Genomic DNA, 18,444 nt, shown 5'->3' on the forward strand with positions numbered 1-18,444 from the left:
ACCACTCTCAGGGCGTAATATAGGTTTTGTCATTATTGATATGCGAAAAATATATCTCCTTACAAAAGAACGGGACCCACTCCCTCGAAGAAGCCGGAGTCTGACAATCTTATTAACTTATGCAGCACCCGTCTTCTTATTGAGGAGACCGCTTAACTGCGAGCTCTGGTCAGATGCTCTTTGCTTCATCACCAGACCATACAATACAGAGGCAATCACTCCAATGATGCCAGCCACAACAAAGGGCAGGGTTGCCGCACTCCATGCTCCTCCACCCCTTTCCACTATCGCCCCAATAAAAACAGGCCCGATGAAACCGGATAAATTTTGTCCCAAAACGATAATACCCATGGTGATCCCCACCGTAGCTGGCGAAACCGCCGCTTCAGGAGAAATAGTAAATATTACTGCGGGAACCATGGAGTAGGTTAAGCCCATTATCAGCATAAAGGGTAATATCAAGTTCGGAGAGGTCACCTCGAAAGTTAGACCCATGAAGATCGCCGATAAAGCCATACTGACAATCAACAGCAATGAACGGTTTTTCACCTTGTTCAAAACAAAGCCCATAAGGATGCCGCCACTAATCATACCAAAGGTCATCACGCTAGTGTTCATATTGGCGTTTACCACATCCATCCCCACTTCTTCAACCATGAACGTCGGCGCAAAAGTCAACATGGCCCCAACCCCAAAACCAAACATTAGAAAAATTAGGCTGAGCAGCCAGGAAGCAGGAGATTTGAAGCCTTCATAGGGCAAATCGGGCTTCAAAGCTGCTGTTTCCTGCTTTAAAACTACAGATTCAGCCTTGGCAACCTGAACAGGAACTTGAACCCCCCCTGCGAATAGCACCAGCATTATGGCAGCCAAGATGGCTACAAACCACCAAACACCACGCCAGCTAAAGAGCGGCATAATAACATTGGTCGCAGAAAAGATGAGCAACATACCAGTACCTACCCAGACTGACCAGATCGCCATGGGTAACCCACGTTTTTCAGCAGGAAAGCAAAGGGCAATAATGGCTGGGGCGACGACACCGATCAAACCAAATCCTATTCCCTCGATCAATCGCCCAACCATCAACATCATGAAATTTGCGGCTAACGCCCCGACAATATTACCGATCAAGGCACAGAACAAAGCAAAAAGCCCTAGCTTTTTCGGTCCTATTTTCGACATAATCCCGCCAGCCGGTAACGCCAGTACGATTCCAGCCAGGGCTGACGATGACATTAGCCAGCCCCCCATGATTATACTTACCTTCATTTCTCCTAAAACAGCGACCATTGTCGGAGGAACTTTAAAATTCCCAGCAGCAAACAATACTCCAGCCAGAAATACAATTATTGTCACCAACCATGCCTTGTATTTCATAAATTCCCCCTACTTCCTCGGAAAAGTGTAATGGGTAAAAGCCGTTAACACTTTATCTACGTTTACCCACTTCTTGTAAGTGGATATTGGATGCTCTGAAAGATCCTTTTAATAGAAGAAACCCATGAAGAGGTAATTAACCGCAACAGCGATAACCGTGACCACAAGCACTGTAATTCCACCATACTGATAAATATCCTTCGCACGAATCCATTGAGTATTTGGGAACAAGAGAACCGATGCTGCAGAGGCGGCGGGGGTCAAAATCGCAATGGTACTAACCACCATAATTAAATAGGAAATTTGTTCCGGATGGATGCCAATAGTTGCAGACATACTGATTGCTACGGGTAAGAAGATAGCCACAATCACCATATTAATCATGAAGTTGGTCAGCACAAGTGTGATTGTCGTGATGGCAATCACAAACATGACCGGAGACAAGCTAGTGAGGAGGGGGGCCATGTTTTGTAGAAGGAAGTCATTAATCCCAGTGGAAGGGCTCATTAAGCAGCCACCGATGGCTAAGATTACCAAAACCATAACCATCATATTCCAAGGTACCCCATTACGAGCGAGGGCGACAAAGTCGAAGATGTTCTTTCCATCGACTTTGATTAACGAAAGAACGGCAAAGAGGAATACCATAACCCCAACAATACCCATGTTATTGAGCAGATACCAGAGCGGCGTGCCTGTTGGCAACAGGCTAGGCAAAAGCAAGAGGACAATAAAACTTCCCAAAGCAACTAAAGCAATTTTTTTCACTTTAGTTAATTGGAGACCCTCTGGGTCAATCATGTCACCCGTTAGTTCTTTGAGGGGTGTGATATCTAATTTAAAGACATACTTACAAAGTAGAAGATAAGCAATTATGGAAAGGATCCCTACCGGGACGGTGTAGATAATATATCGAATCATGTTACCTGGTTCACCCATCAAGTTAGCATAAACCCCTAAGTTTACAATAGCATTATTACCCCAAGGCATTGCCGAAAGGCTCAAAGCCCCCATCATGGCAACCCCGAAGATCATTAGGGTTGGGAATTTGTCAAAAGGTTTTTGCTTGATGGTTTTAGTAATGGTGTAAACGATTTCCCAGACTAAGAAAATACCGATAAAGGTGTTGACTAAGCTGCAAACGACATAAGCGGTCACTAAGATCATGAAAATCAAACGCCAAGGGTGCCCCTGGATAAACTTACGGCTCATAAGCCAAGAAGCTAAGAATTGGCTGACTCCTGCTTCCTCTAAGAATTTTATTAGAGCAAAAGTGAGTATCATAAAATAAAAGGAATCGCTGCCCCAGCCCATGGCGATGAATTGCTTCATATTGACAACACCCGATAGCGGGAACATTAAACAAGCTAATAAACTAGGCCAAACATGCTTGGTTACCGTCCAGCCATAAATCGTTGCCAGAAAGACTAAAAACACTTTCATTCCGATGGGTGTAATAGGTGCCGGAGCCGGTAAAATCCAGCCTAAACCTGCAATCACAAAAAATCCAAAGACTTTCAATAATTCTTTATTCATGCCTGATTTCGCATCGATACTTTTCAGTTGATTATTTGTCGGTTGCGCGTTGCTTGGTTGCTCTTTTAATTTAACTGCCATTGTCAAACCTCTCCTCCTATCATTTTTCTGCAAAGGATCTAAGTCCCCTTCACCAACCCTTCGTTTAATGATGGGCTTACGGATTAGCTCTCCCTAATCAGTGATTGTGCACAATTTCGCATGATTTGGTATAATCCAATCTGTATAAAACGATTATCTTTTTCTATTGTAGATTAGAATGATTGATCTGCATAATATAGGTTTTCTTATAGGTATTATGTCAAAAAAAATATACTCACGGGTTTTCACCCTCGTGAGTATATGGAAAAACCTTTTATCCGATGGGTAAGACCCCCATCTTCTATAAGTGGGAGAAGGGCAAAGAATCACTTGTTTCGCAAGCCCTTCCGGAACATCATAGTGTATCCGTAATCAACTCTTTGACGATCGTCAGCAACTCCCTTTCAATAAACGACAAGGACTCCTTGTTAGAGTAAAGTATATAAAGATTCGAGGGCTCACTTAACTCTTTAATAGGAATAACCTTGATCATACCACTTTTTACATACAAATCATCATAGGCTAAGATTTCGGGAAAGACTGAAAAACCAAAGTCATTACTGATCAGTTTTTTCAAAAGTTCAACATCTTCAACAATGACAGGTTTATGCGAGGAGCGTTCTAAGTCTTTAGAGATCTTGGAATAATTTTCCTTATACGAAATCATCCTCATATTCTTTAGTTCGGTCTTACTGACCCATTCCTTAGCAGCCAAAGGATTCTTACTGCTTATAAAAAGGGACAATCTTAAACTCTCCCCACCTGGTATAACCTCCCAGGCGATATCTCTTTCTTTAAGCTGTTGGGTAAAATTGTATTCAAGATCCACTCTACAGCTTATAATCCCAATGGAATATATCCCTTTGTCCATTAGATCTACAATTTCATAATAAGACGCCTCATGTATATGAAGATTAACATTAGGATAAAGTTCTCGGAATTGTCTAAGAAGCCCTGGAACAATGGCCTTGGCAAAGGAAGCCGGAAGTGCCATCTGGAGATTTCGAATCGAGACCTTAGATCCCTCCATAATTCCAGCCATCTTATCACTCAAGTTCAGTATATTTTCAGCTAGCCTTAATATTTCTTTCCCTTGCTCCGTGGCAATAACTCCTGCATTGCTTCGATCGAATATTTTAAGGCCAAGTTCCTCTTCAAGATTATTGACGGATATACTTAACGATGGTTGGCTGATAAACAAGTCACTGGACGCTTTGGATATGGACTGTTGCTCTTGAATCTTGACAATTTGTTTAAACTGTTCGATGCGCATTGTAAGTTAGACTCCTATGCATAGTTTCCCGAATGGTCTCGATAATCATTTTGATCAATTGTTTTGCTAAGGGCGATAAGGGTTCAACCCTAGAATATATAAGATACATCGTCACTTTCATTCGATCCATAACATTTTCTATCCCTTGTATGTTAAGCAGCCCTTGATCAAAATAAATATCATTTAACAAGAAAAACCGTGGGAAAATTGCAATTCCTTCATTCGCAGCGATAACCGATTTTAAAACCTCACGGTTATAAACAAAAATGGATTGATTCTTTGGTTTAATCCCAAACATTCTTAAAAAGCCTTCCGTGAAGCCGTAATAATCAACAAAGGTCATTTCTTCAAGATCCGCCAATGTGACGACTTCCTTTTTAGCTAAAGGATGCTGATTTCCAACAATCAAGCCAAAATAGTCCTTAATCACTTCTTGATAGGCAATATTGCTAGCATCAAGGAGCATCTTTCTAGTATCATCCTGTTCATCAGGCCAGCCCGTAACACCCAATAAACAAGTCCTGTTTGCCACTTTCTCAATGACTTCTAGAGCTACATCTTCTGTAATCATTAGGTTAACATTCGGATACATCTGATAAAAGCTTTCAATGATTTGGGAACCAAAAGCATTAAAAACAGCTGGTCCAAGGGACAAACTCAAATTTCCCGTGAGTTCTGCTTCTCTGCTTCCAATCGTTTTCATTTCTTCGACATTATTGATGATTTCACGAGCCAGTCCCAAAACTTCTTTACCCTGAGCGGTCGGAATCAGACCCGCTTTATTACGCCGAAAAATCTTATAGCCTAATTGAGCTTCCAGATTCTTAACAGAGTGACTAAGCTGGGGCTGACTCATAAAAAAAGTTTTGGCTGCTTCGGATATGGATTTTTTATCGTCAATTTCAATAATATGCTGGAGCTGTTCTATGCGCATTGCCCACCTCAATCATTGTTCTAAAACGCCATTTTCTGTAATCATAATAGCATTTTAAACAGCTGATTGAAAGTTGAAAGACTCCACCCCTCAATTAAGAAAGGCGGAGTCATATTATTTTTACCCTAACAGCATGATCAATTTCACTCATCTAATCAGCGAAAGCTGTACAAGGAGTTGAGTAAGCAATCTTCGTTTTCTTAAACAGGGCATTATAGATTGTTTTGATCAGCGAAAAGGAATACATCTGTTGATAGGCGCAATCCAAAATAGCACTCATTGATGAATGATCCTCCTTGATCGCTGCCGGTTGATAATCTACGGAAATCTGTCCAGCGTCATTCGTTGTAACTCTGATAGAATCCTTGATACGTTGGATCTCCTCTTTTGAATACTCGTACATACTAACTCCTCCTGCATCCCTTATCTTCGCCGATGTCTTAGTGTCTCTATCATAATACCAAGGATGCCAGAAGTGAAATTGGAACTTAGTATAAGTTGTATTAGTTATTTCTATTTGTCAGATTTGCTTCCCATAGTGTTATTTACATCCGCGCCTAATAGGTTAACGCAAATAAACCCGGCACGATCATGATTGCCAGGTTATATTTGCATTAATTCACAGTAACAACAGGTTGTCTCAAATACCCTCTATACGTCAACGGGGCAGGATTCTTTCTCGTAATTCAGTGGAACTTATCCAAACACAGCCGGATAATACGTAACCCAACCTCCGCACAAATTCCTAACTTGAGTAAATCCGTGCTGAGTCAAGATTCGATAAGCAACGTAGCCTCTGAGCCCTATCTCGCAGTAAACTACGATTTCCTTATCTTTAGGAAGTTCCGATAATTTGCTGCGCAGGTCATTGACAGGTATATGCAGTGAACCGCGGATAAATTTAGCTTTACGTTCTTCTTCGTCCCGTACATCAATAATACATATATCTTTTGCATTAAGTTTACTAAGTTCCTGCCAATGAATCATTTTAACATCACCATTAATGATGTTTTCAGCCACATAACCGGCCATGTTCACAGGATCTTTAGCCGATGAAAAAGGCGGGGCGTAGGCCAGTTCCAGGTCCTGCAAATCATAGATAGTCCCTTGGTTACGGATTACCCCGGCGATATCATCGATCCGTTTATCGACACCCTGAGCTCCCACAGCTTGGGCACCCAGGACTCGGCCATTGTTTTTATCAAAGACAAGTTTCATGGATAATCTTGTTGCTCCGGGATAATACCCGGCGTGAGAATTGGAGTGCGTAAACAACACCTCATGAGGAATTCCTAATTTCTTAAGCATTTTTTCATTTGCCCCAGTCGACGCTGCCACTAAATCAAAGACCTTGGCGATGGCAGTCCCTTGGGTACCCTTATACCGGCTATCCCGTCCTGCGATAATGTCGGCAACAATGCGGCCTTGTTTATTGGCAGGACCGGCAAGGGGTAAGAGAGCAGCTTGTCCTGTGACTAAGTGTTTTACTTCAATGACATCCCCAACGGCGTAAATATTAGGGTCTGAGGTCTGGAGTCGTTCATTAACTTTAATGCCGCCTAACTCTCCGATAGTTAGCCCGGCTTCCTTCGCTAATTTAATTTCCGGTTTTACCCCAATAGCCATGATTGTCAAATCAGCTTGTACTTCCCCACCGCTTTGGAGTGTAATAACAGTCCCATTATCCTTTTTAGCAAAGGATTTCACCCCATCTTCCAAAATGAGATTGATTCCTTTATTAAAAATGTGCTCATGGAGAATTGCAGCCATTTCAAAATCCAGCGGAGCCATGACCTGATCGCTCATTTCTATAATCGTTGTCTCTACTCCTCTGGCATGAAGATTTTCAGCCATTTCCAAACCAATAAAGCCCCCGCCTACGACTGCTGCCGTTTTAGGATTCTGCTCATCGATGAATCGTTTAATCTGATCAATATCTGTAACATTACGTACAACAAGAGCCTCGATGTCATTGATCCCGGGAATCGGCGGACGCAGCGGAGCTGCCCCGGGAGAAAGGATCAATTGATCATAAGATTCTCGATAGACCTTGCCATTCTGTTCTTGGACTTCAATAGCCTTCTCCTCAGGAAATATACGGGTAACCTCACTAAAGATTCTTACATCAATACGAAAGCGGTTTCTCATAGCTTCCGGCTTTGAAACTAAGAGAGCTTCCCGCTCATTAATAACTCCACTGACATAATAGGGTAAGCCGCAGTTAGCATATGATATATGTTCTCCCCGCTCAAAGATAATGATTTCCGCCTCTTCATCCAACCGGCGCAAGCGTGCTGCAGCACTGGCTCCCCCTGCAACTCCGCCAACAATGAGTACCTTTTTACTCATTACAACATCTCCTTTAGCATAGATTATCTCAGTATAACCTAGTTTATGAAAATAATAACATGATTAATTGGCATTCACAATCATGTTATCTTCTCTTTTATAAGTTAATTACTCCTTTAGGAGACTATGATATGATTCATCTATCTTAGTTCCATAAACCTCAAGCAACCACTTCGGTTCTTGATTGGATAAGTATTGCTTAATTGCGCAGCAAATCAATGAATCTTCTTTCTGACATATTATAACTCAAAAGTTGGATTATATCTCGATATTGACTGAATAATACAACGCATTTATAATATAGTTGTTAAGACAACTGAGGTGATAATTAATGGAGTTTAAATTAGAGGATTCATTGGGATTTATCCTAAGTAAGACAAATACAAAGCTTAAAAATAAGTTATTTCAACGATTCAATGAATATAATGTAACACCAGAACAATGGTCTGTACTTAACTGTTTATGGACACAAGAAGGTCTTACCCCTAAAGAGTTGGCTGATATGATCTTTAAAGATAAACCAAATACTAATCGCATTCTTGAAAAATTACAGGCCAAAGAATTAATTGTCCGTAAGCCTCATCCAATAGATAGAAGATCTTATCAAATTTTTCTAACTGATAGTGGTTGGGCATTAAAAGATGAATTAGTTCCTAAGGCTGTTGAATTATTAGAGGAAGCTACAAAAGGAATCGAACAACAAAAAGTCGCAGAAATGATCAAACTGTTAAATCAAATCTACGATAATATCAGCTAGTTTTATTTTATCTTTATAGTTGTTCTGACAACTATAGTACTGAAGTAGATCAGACTAGATTGGAACGATGATAAAAGGAGGCAATTCATATGACAAACTGCTTATAAATTACACTCATTCACCACCGTTATTGTTAGTTTAATACTCAATAAATTCCGCCCTGTTATTACAGATTAATAAGGGAAAAGAAGAATAAGAGGTGTAAGTATGAAAAGCAAGATTGCCGATTCCATAAAACTTAAAACCCAACCCGTTGCAGTATTCCGTACAGATCTCAAACCCGAAGGGGCCTTACAGTTTAAGGAAGGAAAATGGGGCTGCGTGATTTCTATGTTAAGTGCTGCTGCCAAAGGCCGTGTCGCTGTTTTTGACGAGAAATCAACCACCTGTGTAGGGGGCAAAGTGGGCCTTGGTTTTAACCGCTTTCAATTAGGCTTTATTGAACATTTTTTGTCCACCGGCGGTGTCGGTAATAGAGAAGGAGAATTCTATAAGAAAAGCCCTGAGCTTGCAGCAAAATTTGCTACCGGATTACCGGAAGTTACCCCCAAAACTTATATTGTCTTTAAACCTTTACTAGAGTTGGCTGAGGGCGAAACACCGGAAATCGTTATCTTCCTAGTGAATGCAGACCAAATATCTGCACTGGTACAGTTCGCTAATTATGATAAATCGACTCAAGACAATGTCAAAATTGATTTTGGTGCCGGCTGTCATCAGTCCGTACTCTATGCTCTAGAGCAAGTAGAGAATGATAATTCCAAGTGCATAGTAGGGTTAACTGATCCCTCAGCACGTAAATTTATCGACAAAGACATCCTTTCATTCAGTATCCCCTATAAACGGTTTTTAGAGTTAGAAGCGCAAGTGGATGAGAGCTTTCTAACCAAAGAAACCTGGATGCCAATTGCAGCTCGGATTGAGTAGGCTTTCCTTGGCGGGGTAGGTTATTCTTCTTTATGCAGGACTCGTTTCCTCACTGGATGTATTTAGTTGAAAAGGATATATACATCCAATAAATTGTTCCGGGCAATCCAAGATCAAACTGATATCATATGCTAAAGCCTAAGGTGATTCACTTAACCGTGAATCACCTTATCAAAGCTAAATTCTTGCTCCGTTGATTCAGTTGCCTCAATTCCCTCTTTTGTAAGCTTAATATTCATAACCCGGCGGTCGGTTTCCGATTGTTCGCGAGTAATATACCCGCTTTTCTCTCCAGCTTAGAAAGAAGTTCTCCTAAGGATTGCGGTCTCATGTCCAGCAGGTAGGATAAATCAGACTGTATCATTTTCCCTTTCAATGAATGGATGTCAAAGGCTATCTTACAGTAAACGTAGTAAATGATACTTTGTGATTATCAGGAAAAAAATTCCACCCATCAATCCCTGCTTTAACAATAAACCGATAGGTGTGGCCGGTCGTAAGCATAGACTTGCTAATTAAATGGCGGTTCCTGCCTAGATTTGGATCAATAGAACTAGTCAGCCATTGATTTGTTGTTAAGTCTCTAAGCTCCACAGCGTAATCGACCTCATAATTCCCATCTTTATCTTTCCAATCAAAGGTATTCCATTGGATTATTGTGTCTCCCTTTGGTACATTTGCACCGCTGGAAGGGTAGACAAATGTTGCCGGCATTAACGTGTGAATCGAAATCTTAACCCCCATTGATGGATAATACCCCCCTTCGGCATACCACTCTTTGTAGTCAGGGGCTCGGCGGTTAGTACCTGTGGTTGCTGCTACTGTAATCCGATAATCGTTTCCCTCAGTGAGCATCGACGCCGGTAAGGTGTATGAATACACTGGACCAACAAAAGCCCAAAAGATTACCTTGTACTCCGAGGAATCAGTGGATTTAGTTTGGACTTTAATAAGATAATTAGGCGCTTCTACCTCGCTCCATTTTAGGGTCAAATCCTTCTTCGGATAAATGTTGCCATCACTCATTTTATCAAGCCTGATATTCACAGGTTCATATACTTTTCGACTTGAATCTGAAGCAACTAAGATTTGCGGCTCAGTCAGACTTGGGACATCAGGAGAGGGCGACTGGGTATTCGTTGGAGCGGATTCGGGATTTGAAGGTTCTGGGGACGTTTGCCACGGATTCAGAATATATGATATTTTATCCAATATCGTTCCTGGTACGACAGCCATGCCCCCTAAGAGCATCGTCTTCTTGATTTCATCTTTATGGGATTCAATGAAGTAAGCGCTTACGGTTGGGAGATTCTTATTAACTAGGATGATCGGACTGTTTGTTCTGGCTGCCAAGACAGATCCAGCCAAAGCATCCGGAAATTGCTCACCTGTAGCTACAAAAATCGTATTAAGATCAGCCTGCATACTTTCAGCTATTGCAACAGCAGTATCGTATTTATCATTTCCCGCATAACGCTTCATGCCTGGCAGCTGATTTGCCACCTCCGCCCCTATGACAGCCGTACCTCCGACAACAATGGTCTCTGATGCTTGTAACTCCTTTAAGACCTTCTGGGTGTAACTCGGTAAACTGTGTGTTCTGGTAAGGAGAATCGGCATGCCCTGGTAAGCTGCTAACGATGACACTGCTAAGGCATCCGGAAAGTTTTCGCCATAAGCTAAAACTGCTTTCCCCTGTGATATAAGCCGATGGTCAAGCAAATACCGGGCAATTTTGGAAGATGTTTCGTACTGATCGTACCCACTAATTCTAAGGACGTTTAGATTACGGCCTTTTAACTCTTGCTCAATTTGCTGAGATACAACCGAGGTTCCTCCAAGGATAAAGACGGTTTTGGGCTGCAGCCGCTGAAGCTCTATAGACGTTGAGGCCGTTAAAGTCTTAGCATCCGTGAGCAGAATAGGGGCCTTCACTGACGTTGCCAAAACTGTCCCCGGGAGAGCATCAGCATAAGCATTCTGATTCACTAATACTACTGCCTCAGTACCATAGGACCATCCTGCCTTGGAGATTCGTATAGCGGTATCCGGTGCTTCTTGACCTGATTCGCGAAAATGAGATGGATAATTCTGGACAAATGTGTCCTCTGGAGTTGAAACGTGCTCAGTAATACCCTTACCTAATTGCCCAAAAGCATTGTAACCCCATGCTAATAGATCGCTGGTTCCGAATAAAGCGTGATAACCACCCGCGGAAATGCTCTGAGAAAGGGGTTGGTCGGTAATGGATTCAACTTTAACAGGGGTCGATTTAACTTTCGCCGGGCTGCCATCCCCCAATTGATTGTATTCGTTGCGGCCCCATGCCCATAGAGTTTGCTGATTGGTATTTGCTAAGCTAAATTGCTTTCCTGCAGAAATTGCAGTAATACTGGATAAGCTCTGAACCTGAAGGGGGACTGAACTATAATCACTCGTACTTCCCGTACCAAGAATTCCATCACGGTTGTCCCCCCATGCCCAGACACTGCCATCCTTTTTTAGGGCTAAACTGTGTGTCCATCCAGCTGAAACGGCCGTAATATCCGTTAGGCTGGGTAGGAGAACCGGTGTCGTCTGGTTATTTGTCGTTCCGTTACCAAGTTGACCATATAGATTACTACCCCAAGTCCAGACTTTACCGTCCTTAGTAAGGGCCATACTAATATCTCCGCCTGCGGCGATGCTGATTACCGAATTTAACCCATTTATTTGTATAGGCGTCAGGCGCTCCGTTTGGGTACCGTCCCCCAGTTGCCCAGAGCTGTTATCTCCCCAAGCCCAAACTGTGCCATCTCCTTTGAGAGCTAGGCTGTGCTGACTACCTGCGGCTATTGCCACAATGTCGACTAAATTTTGAACTTCAACTGCCGTAGTCTGGTTTGTGAGCGTACCATCTCCTACCTGACCGTGATTATTGCTGCCCCAAGCAGCGACACTTTGATCCTCCAGCAAGGCCAGACTATGTGTTTCTCCGGCAGCGACATTGGATGTTCGGGTTTTCAGCCCTTGGATTTGGACTGGAGTTGATCTTAGGATATTGGTACCGTCACCTAACTGTCCGGAGGAATTATCCCCCCATGCCAATGCACGACCATCAACAGAATATAAACTGTGCATTCCTCCCGCGCTAACTCCATTTTGGTAGGGATCAAATGGGAGTGTCACAGAGAAATCATACGAATAAGCCTGCAATCTTAGTCCATCAATATCCATAAGGTTAATGAGCTGCAGAGTATAATGCTTTCCAAGCGATAAAGGAGTCAGGGTCTTAATGACAGCCCTCATCATATTTAAGTTATTGATATCTTGCTCTAAGTTTAAAGCTACCTCCAATCCATCATCACCAGTCAGTCTGATATTATCGGCATTAAAGCTGGAATCGAGCATAGGTTTCGTAAAAGTGACGCTGATTTCATAGGGTTGAGTATAAAGTTCCTTCTCGAAGTTAACACTGCCTACACTTGGTGCAATCGGAGTCTGATCTACTAAATTCTTAATAGGCACAAACTTACTGAGCCTTGTCCCATCTCCCAATTCCCCCGACTGGTTATTTCCCCAAGCCCAGACCGTACCGTCTGTTTTGAGCGCTAGGTTAAACCCTCCAATACCAGCAATATCAGAATACTTTCCACTGAGGCCCTGAACCTTCACAGGCTCAGGAATAAACTTCATAGTCCCATCCCCGGCCAGCGCATTTGCTCCCCAAGTCCAGACAGTTTGATCCTGGAGAATTGCAATAAAACTGCTTCCTCCTCCTGAGACTGCTATAACGTGACTGAGTCCGGGGACTTGAACCGGGGTTTGTTGAGTTATTCCCTGGTCTTTTACGCCGTAACCCCACTGCCAAACCGACCCGTCCAGCTTGAGTGCTGCAGCAGAGTGTCCTCTCGCAATAACGGTTTTCACATTCGTAATTCCTGTATTTATTGGTGACCATTGATCGTTTCGAGTTCCATCTCCTAGTTGACCATCTTGATTTAACCCCCAGGCCCATACGGAACCATCAGCTTTAATCGCATAACTGGAATGGTCATAAGTTTCAATGCTTACCACATTCCTTAGTCCCGGAACCTGAATTGGTAGCCATCGATCAATAGTAGTGCCATCCCCTAACGAACCATAATGATTTGATCCCCAAGCCCATACAGTACCGTCGTTTTTCAGAGCCAAACCATGGTCTAAACCAGCAGAAATGGCTGTAATTCCACTTAAATTTAAAACTTTACCTGGCAAATTCCTATAGGTTGTAGTGCCATCCCCCAAGGAGCCATTGAGATTGTATCCCCAGCTCCAAACAGTGCCATCAGTTTTGAGTGCGAGAGCTACACCTCCACCGGCACTAATAGCTTTTACTCCTGTCAAATTGTCAACCTTAAACGGAATTAAGGAGTCCGAATGCGCATCATCATCTCCTAATGGCCCATACCCCCATCCCCAAACAGTACCGTCGCTTTTTAAAGCTAAGGTATAAGTAAGGTACGCACTAATTGCAGTAATCCTAGTATCTGTAGCACTGACCGTTTGGGGAAGAACTATGATACTAGACATACAAACGGAAACAATAAATGCCAGTAATGTTAAAGCGCTTACAAATTTGAATCGAATTCTTCCCCGCCTAAAGCTATTTGTTTTACTATCAGTTTTCAGATTATTGTCCTCCTCCAGTCTTACTGAGTAATCATTAAATAACTATCTCTTTATTCGCTAAAAAAGCTAAAATCCTTCTAAATTATTAAATGGTTCAATGTTGGACGATCCAATATTGACCTAAAAAAGCGATGAATATGCAGAGTGCATTCCATCGCAGCATTATCGTTACTGACTATTGCAGCTCCCGTTTTGTTCAACTGCCTCTATATAGCTGTGCACAGTGCGGAGATAAAGACAGGATATAGGAAAATACGCGCACAAAGCTATGCTGGTTCCTTTATTCCGTAGTAATATTGTGCGATAAAATCTACAAATAGCTTCTGCACCGGAGATAACACCATATCCTTCTTTAACAGTTGAACCAGCGCAGGAAAAACTGGTGGTCAACCTCGATGGTTTTCACCAGACCCATTTGCACATAAGGAGCAGTTGCTGCCTTCGAAAGGAAGGAAATCCCCATCCCGCAGGAGACTGCCTGCATAACTCCTTGTGTGCTATCCATATAGCAGGCCGGCTTTAGATCATCGAGGGACAGGTCGTGCTTTTTGAGATACCGGTTAAGCCCCTAACCAATTATTTGACAAACGTATTTTTAAATATTAAGCATATACTTTATTTCGAATATCTATTAAATATAAATGCGATTATTCGTTCTCCTATATATTTATTTTTCGACAAATAAAAGGAAAGTATAAGAAAGCCTGTCCCGGAAACTAATACGTTCCGGGACAGGCTTTCTTATCGCGATTAAGGAGGTACCAGGAATATCCAGACCACCGCTTTCATATCTTGAATGGTTATTTTTGCTTACCTTCAGTGAGGTGCCCCGCTCTTGCTGAGGCCACTAGGGAGTTAATTTTCTTTCACATAAGGAACTCCCAATTTAGCAGGTACACTAAAAGATTTTCTGGAAACCGTTAAAACAATCGTCATAATATAGGGCAGAGCAATAAATAATTCGTTGGGAAATAAAGCACTGTTCCCTGTAGACTGCATATAAATAGCAATTGCTTCGGCAAATCCGAAAGCCAGGGTACCAATAACTGCTCCTTTGGGATTCCAATTACCTAAGAAGCAAATGGCAAAAGCAATCCAGCCACGACCACCAATAATATTCGTCGTAAACATGCCCAGAAAACCAATGGAATAAAAAGCACCGGCTACTCCACCCATAACCCCTGCTAACAGCACCGTAAGAAAGCGAACCCTAAGAACATTGATGCCTGCCACATCCACCGCTTCAGGATTTTCCCCGGCGGACCGGATGGTTAAACCGATAGAAGTTTTATAGAGCATGAAATAAGAGAGGGGTGCCAACAAATAGATAATGTAGGTCAATATAGTTTGATTAAACAGTATTGGCCCAAGCAGAGGAATATCTGAAAGTAGAGGAATTGGAATCGTTGCTAAAGGATTAACGGTTAGCGGAGTTATAGGAACTCCAAAAATGACCCGGTACAAAAATGAACAAAGGCCCACTGCCAAAAGATTGATGGCCACCCCTGTAACCACTTGATGCTGCTTTAAATAGATGCAAATCCAGCCATATAAAGCTGCTACCAATAAACCGGCCAGCATGGCCGATAAAAATCCCAGGGTCAAACTACCGCTTAAATACCCTCCCACAAAACCAGCCCAAGCTCCCATTAAAAAGATCCCTTCAATAGCCGTTACCATCATCCCTGTTCGTTCGGCAATGACTTCTGCTAGAGCTCCAAACAGCAATGGCGTCCCCATCATGATTGTTGTACTTAACAAAAAGATCATTTTGCCACCGCCTTTTGTAATTTGCGTTTTTCCCGGTTATTTTCCAACCAGGTCCGAACAAAATACGAAAGAATGACAAATACCATCACAAAGCCTTGCATCAATTCAATGATACTTGAGGGGATCCCTGACATTTGCCCCATAATAGTACCACCAACCTTCAGCGCACCAAATAAAGTAGCGGCAAAAATTATGCCTATGGGGTTGCCATTGGCTAAAATTGCAATGCCAATCCCAGCTGCTCCCAGGTCTGGATTAAAGCCCTGAACCAACATATGCTGCACCCCGTTAACTTCCGTAAATCCTGCCACTCCTGCTAAGGCTCCACTGATAAAAAAGGCCAGGATATAAAGTTTCTTGGCATTGATGCCTGACATCTCTGCTGCTCCCGCATTATAACCTACAGCCCGGATGCGATAACCCAAGGTTGTCTTGTATAGCAGAACCCAAACCCCAACACAGGTCAGCACTGCCAAAACAAAACCAATGTGCAGCCTGGTACCGGGAATGAGACGAGGCAGCCAAACAGCCGCAGACAGGGCATCCGTTTGAGGGTATTCAGCTTTCCCTTCTATGAGAAAGGTTCGCAACAAATAATTCATAATGGCCAAAGCCACATATGTGGACATCATGCTAACTAAAAATTCATTGGAATTGTACCTAGCCTTGACAAAACCGACAAATGCCCCCCAGAGGCCTCCGCCAACAATGGTTAGGAGCAAGGTAATAATCAGAACAAGCCAACCTGGTAGGATGTTCTGAAGAAACAAGGATCCGGCGGCGGCAATTACCGCACCAATGTAAAACTGCCCCTGGGCACCGATATTGTATAAATTAGCTTTGTAGGTAAAAGCAAAGGCTAAAGCAGTGAACATTAAGGGGGTTGCTTTCACAAAGATGTCAGCAAAGGTATAGCCGTCGCGCACCACCGAGGTGATTAATACGCTATAGGCGTTAACAGGATTTTTGCCCAGAAAAAGTAGCATCAACCCACTGGCAACGAGTCCTAAGACAATGGCCAGTATATTGGTAATCAGGAGATCTCTTAGCTTAGCCTGCATCATTGCTCACCTCTCCTTCGCGAAATCCGGCCATTAACAGACCAATCTTTTCCGTGGTAAGCTCCGCACTGTTAAATACCCCTTGTATTTCGCCCTTATACAAGATCGCAATCCTGTCAGAAAGGGCAAAAATCTCCGAAAGCTCAGTAGAAACCAGTAAAATACTTTTTCCTTTGGCACGTTCCTTAAGAATAACTTGGTGAATGTGGTTAACCGCACCCAGATCTAACCCTCTGGTCGGTTGATCGAAGACGATTACCTTCTCTCCATTATCCACTTCCCTGGCTAAAACTACTTTTTGTTGATTGCCCCCTGATAAACCCCGAGCAATGGTCTCCGGGGAAGGAGCCTTAATTGAATAGTCTTGGATCTCCTGTAAGGCGTATTGATTAAGCTTTTGCTTGTCAATAAACCCACGCTTTTGCCATTTTTTATCATAACTACTCTTCAGCAGCATATTCTCGGCAATGGACATATCCATAATCATGCCGTCACTGCTTCTGTCCGCAGGAACATAGCCAATTCCCAAATCAATCCTGTCTCTGATTTTCCGTTCAGTAATATCCTCCCCATCTAAAAAGACTCTTCCCTTTGTGGGCAAAAGAGCACCACTCACTATTTCGCAGAGTTCCTGCTGACCATTGCCGCTAACCCCTGCAATCCCCAGAATTTCTCCTTTGTGCAAGGTCAACGAAATATCCTTCAAGGCCGGAACCCCGGTTTTCTCCTGCAGGGTAACCTGTTGGAGTTCCAAGCGCACTTCCTGATCAAGAGATTCCTGCCGCTCATCTTTAGTTACCCAATTTAAATCTCGGCCGATCATCAATTTGGATAATTCCAGTTCATTGGTCTCAGCCCGTTTTATGTCTCCATAGACCCTTCCTGCCCTCATGACAATAATCCGATCCGCAACACTCATGACCTCTTTTAACTTGTGGGTAATAAAAATAACCGAATTCCCTTGGGCGGTAAAATCCCTGACAAAGCTCATAAGGTTTTCAGCCTCTTGAGGGGTGAGAACTGCCGTTGGTTCATCCATAATTAACAGATTGGTTTTTTGATACAGGGCCTTTAAAATTTCTACCTTTTGTTGAACACCCACGGCCAAGTCGCGGATATAGTCATCAGGATTAAGCTCGAAGCCATAAAGCTTGGCCAACCTTTTGATTTCTTCGCCAAGCAACTTCTGCTCAATTATTCCCTTAACATTGCCTAAGATAATATTTTCGGTCACTGTGTGAGCAGGCACCAGAGAAAAATGCTGTTGGATCATGGAAATCCCCAGCTCCATGGCTTCCTTGGGCGAATCTATTTTTATCTCCTTGCCATCTTTAAATAGCTTCCCTTCGTCAGCCTTATATAATCCGTAGAGGATCTTCATAATCGTACTTTTACCTGCTCCGTTTTCTCCCAACAAAGCTAAAACTTCCCCTCTTTGAATGGAGAAAGAAACATCTTGATTAGCTATAACTTTGGCAAAGTATTTACTGATCCCCCTAAGTTCAAAAAAAGCTGTCTCCACAATTTCACCACCTATTCAAAAAAATAGAGGCACCTCTCGGAACCGCTATTTTTTGATTTATTTATTTATCCTTGAGTCTTTATAACTAAAACAAACGAACTTCAACTCTACTCTAAAAAATTGACCCGAATAATGTGCAGAAGTATCCCTAGCCCCGCAAGAAGGCAGATTCGTCCACAGGAGCGAACCCATTGCATGGAGAGG

The 18,444-nt window shown here is 42.7% G+C and carries 13 protein-coding genes and 1 pseudogene; 2 read left to right on the forward strand and 12 right to left on the reverse strand.

Annotation, left to right across the window (positions count from 1 at the left end; translation table 11 throughout):
- Positions 1 to 117 precede the first annotated feature (117 nt).
- From DP73_RS17565 to DP73_RS17590, 6 genes are all read right to left on the reverse strand, one after another.
- Complete coding sequence (locus tag DP73_RS17565) at positions 118 to 1,380, reverse strand: MFS transporter (protein WP_052090800.1); 1,263 nt, start codon at positions 1,378 to 1,380, stop codon at positions 118 to 120.
- Between the two features lie 108 nt (positions 1,381 to 1,488).
- Entirely contained in the window at positions 1,489 to 2,997 is a 1,509-nt protein-coding gene (locus DP73_RS17570) for an SLC13 family permease (protein ID WP_128751431.1), read from the reverse strand.
- A 355-nt stretch (positions 2,998 to 3,352) separates the two neighbouring features.
- Positions 3,353 to 4,270, reverse strand: a complete 918-nt coding sequence (locus DP73_RS17575) for a LysR family transcriptional regulator (RefSeq protein ID WP_034601252.1) — start codon at positions 4,268 to 4,270, stop codon at positions 3,353 to 3,355.
- Entirely contained in the window at positions 4,251 to 5,204 is a 954-nt protein-coding gene (locus DP73_RS17580) for a LysR family transcriptional regulator (RefSeq protein WP_034601253.1), read from the reverse strand. Before DP73_RS17580 ends, DP73_RS17575 begins: the two co-directional genes overlap by 20 nt.
- 151 nt (positions 5,205 to 5,355) lie before the next feature.
- Positions 5,356 to 5,607: a hypothetical protein gene (locus tag DP73_RS17585; protein ID WP_034601255.1), complete on the reverse strand. Its 252-nt coding sequence runs from the start codon at positions 5,605 to 5,607 to the stop codon at positions 5,356 to 5,358.
- 293 nt (positions 5,608 to 5,900) lie between these two features.
- The gene (locus tag DP73_RS17590) at positions 5,901 to 7,553 is read right to left on the reverse strand and encodes an FAD-dependent oxidoreductase (protein ID WP_034601256.1); all 1,653 of its coding nucleotides are present in this window, start codon (positions 7,551 to 7,553) and stop codon (positions 5,901 to 5,903) included.
- 331 nt (positions 7,554 to 7,884) lie between these two features.
- Here DP73_RS17590 and DP73_RS17595 point away from each other — a divergent pair, with 331 nt between their 5' ends.
- Together DP73_RS17595 and DP73_RS17600 are read left to right on the forward strand one after the other, a co-directional pair.
- On the forward strand, positions 7,885 to 8,310 hold the full coding sequence (locus tag DP73_RS17595) for a MarR family transcriptional regulator (protein WP_034601258.1): 426 nt from the start codon (positions 7,885 to 7,887) through the stop codon (positions 8,308 to 8,310).
- A gap of 207 nt (positions 8,311 to 8,517) precedes the next feature.
- A complete protein-coding gene (locus tag DP73_RS17600) occupies positions 8,518 to 9,237 on the forward strand; it encodes a DUF169 domain-containing protein (protein ID WP_034601259.1) in 720 nt (239 codons plus the stop codon).
- 164 nt (positions 9,238 to 9,401) lie between these two features.
- On the opposite strand, the pseudogene DP73_RS24005 reads toward DP73_RS17600, so the two are convergent.
- The 6 genes and pseudogenes from DP73_RS24005 to DP73_RS17620 all read right to left on the reverse strand — a co-directional run.
- Positions 9,402 to 9,613, reverse strand: a pseudogene (locus tag DP73_RS24005) (MarR family transcriptional regulator); the annotation flags it as partial.
- A 17-nt stretch (positions 9,614 to 9,630) separates the two neighbouring features.
- Positions 9,631 to 13,788: a cell wall-binding repeat-containing protein gene (locus DP73_RS22145; RefSeq protein ID WP_052090803.1), complete on the reverse strand. Its 4,158-nt coding sequence runs from the start codon at positions 13,786 to 13,788 to the stop codon at positions 9,631 to 9,633.
- A 451-nt stretch (positions 13,789 to 14,239) separates the two neighbouring features.
- A complete protein-coding gene (locus tag DP73_RS23575; protein ID WP_165574427.1) occupies positions 14,240 to 14,392 on the reverse strand; it encodes a hypothetical protein in 153 nt (50 codons plus the stop codon).
- Positions 14,393 to 14,742: 350 nt separating this feature from the next.
- Positions 14,743 to 15,657: an ABC transporter permease gene (locus DP73_RS17610; RefSeq protein ID WP_034601260.1), complete on the reverse strand. Its 915-nt coding sequence runs from the start codon at positions 15,655 to 15,657 to the stop codon at positions 14,743 to 14,745.
- Complete coding sequence (locus DP73_RS17615; protein WP_348982456.1) at positions 15,654 to 16,721, reverse strand: ABC transporter permease; 1,068 nt, start codon at positions 16,719 to 16,721, stop codon at positions 15,654 to 15,656. Before DP73_RS17615 ends, DP73_RS17610 begins: the two co-directional genes overlap by 4 nt.
- Positions 16,708 to 18,240: an ABC transporter ATP-binding protein gene (locus DP73_RS17620; RefSeq protein WP_034601261.1), complete on the reverse strand. Its 1,533-nt coding sequence runs from the start codon at positions 18,238 to 18,240 to the stop codon at positions 16,708 to 16,710. The genes DP73_RS17615 and DP73_RS17620 overlap by 14 nt, the downstream gene beginning before the upstream one ends.
- Positions 18,241 to 18,444 lie beyond the last annotated feature (204 nt).

Source organism: Desulfosporosinus sp. HMP52, from assembly GCF_000765145.1.
Taxonomy (GTDB): Bacteria; Bacillota; Desulfitobacteriia; order Desulfitobacteriales; family Desulfitobacteriaceae; genus Desulfosporosinus.

What these genes read in the sequence shown, in the direction of transcription:
- DP73_RS17565 (WP_052090800.1), bottom strand. Translation starts at nt 1,380, where the DNA reads ATGAAATACAAGGCATGGTTGGTGACAATAATTGTATTTCTGGCTGGA.
- DP73_RS17570 (WP_128751431.1), bottom strand. Translation starts at nt 2,997, where the DNA reads ATGGCAGTTAAATTAAAAGAGCAACCAAGCAACGCGCAACCGACAAAT.
- DP73_RS17575 (WP_034601252.1), bottom strand. Translation starts at nt 4,270, where the DNA reads ATGCGCATCGAACAGTTTAAACAAATTGTCAAGATTCAAGAGCAACAG.
- DP73_RS17580 (WP_034601253.1), bottom strand. Translation starts at nt 5,204, where the DNA reads ATGCGCATAGAACAGCTCCAGCATATTATTGAAATTGACGATAAAAAA.
- DP73_RS17585 (WP_034601255.1), bottom strand. Translation starts at nt 5,607, where the DNA reads ATGTACGAGTATTCAAAAGAGGAGATCCAACGTATCAAGGATTCTATC.
- DP73_RS17590 (WP_034601256.1), bottom strand. Translation starts at nt 7,553, where the DNA reads ATGAGTAAAAAGGTACTCATTGTTGGCGGAGTTGCAGGGGGAGCCAGT.
- DP73_RS17595 (WP_034601258.1), top strand. Translation starts at nt 7,885, where the DNA reads ATGGAGTTTAAATTAGAGGATTCATTGGGATTTATCCTAAGTAAGACA.
- DP73_RS17600 (WP_034601259.1), top strand. Translation starts at nt 8,518, where the DNA reads ATGAAAAGCAAGATTGCCGATTCCATAAAACTTAAAACCCAACCCGTT.
- DP73_RS22145 (WP_052090803.1), bottom strand. Translation starts at nt 13,788, where the DNA reads ATGTCTAGTATCATAGTTCTTCCCCAAACGGTCAGTGCTACAGATACT.
- DP73_RS23575 (WP_165574427.1), bottom strand. Translation starts at nt 14,392, where the DNA reads ATGGATAGCACACAAGGAGTTATGCAGGCAGTCTCCTGCGGGATGGGG.
- DP73_RS17610 (WP_034601260.1), bottom strand. Translation starts at nt 15,657, where the DNA reads ATGATCTTTTTGTTAAGTACAACAATCATGATGGGGACGCCATTGCTG.
- DP73_RS17615 (WP_348982456.1), bottom strand. Translation starts at nt 16,721, where the DNA reads ATGATGCAGGCTAAGCTAAGAGATCTCCTGATTACCAATATACTGGCC.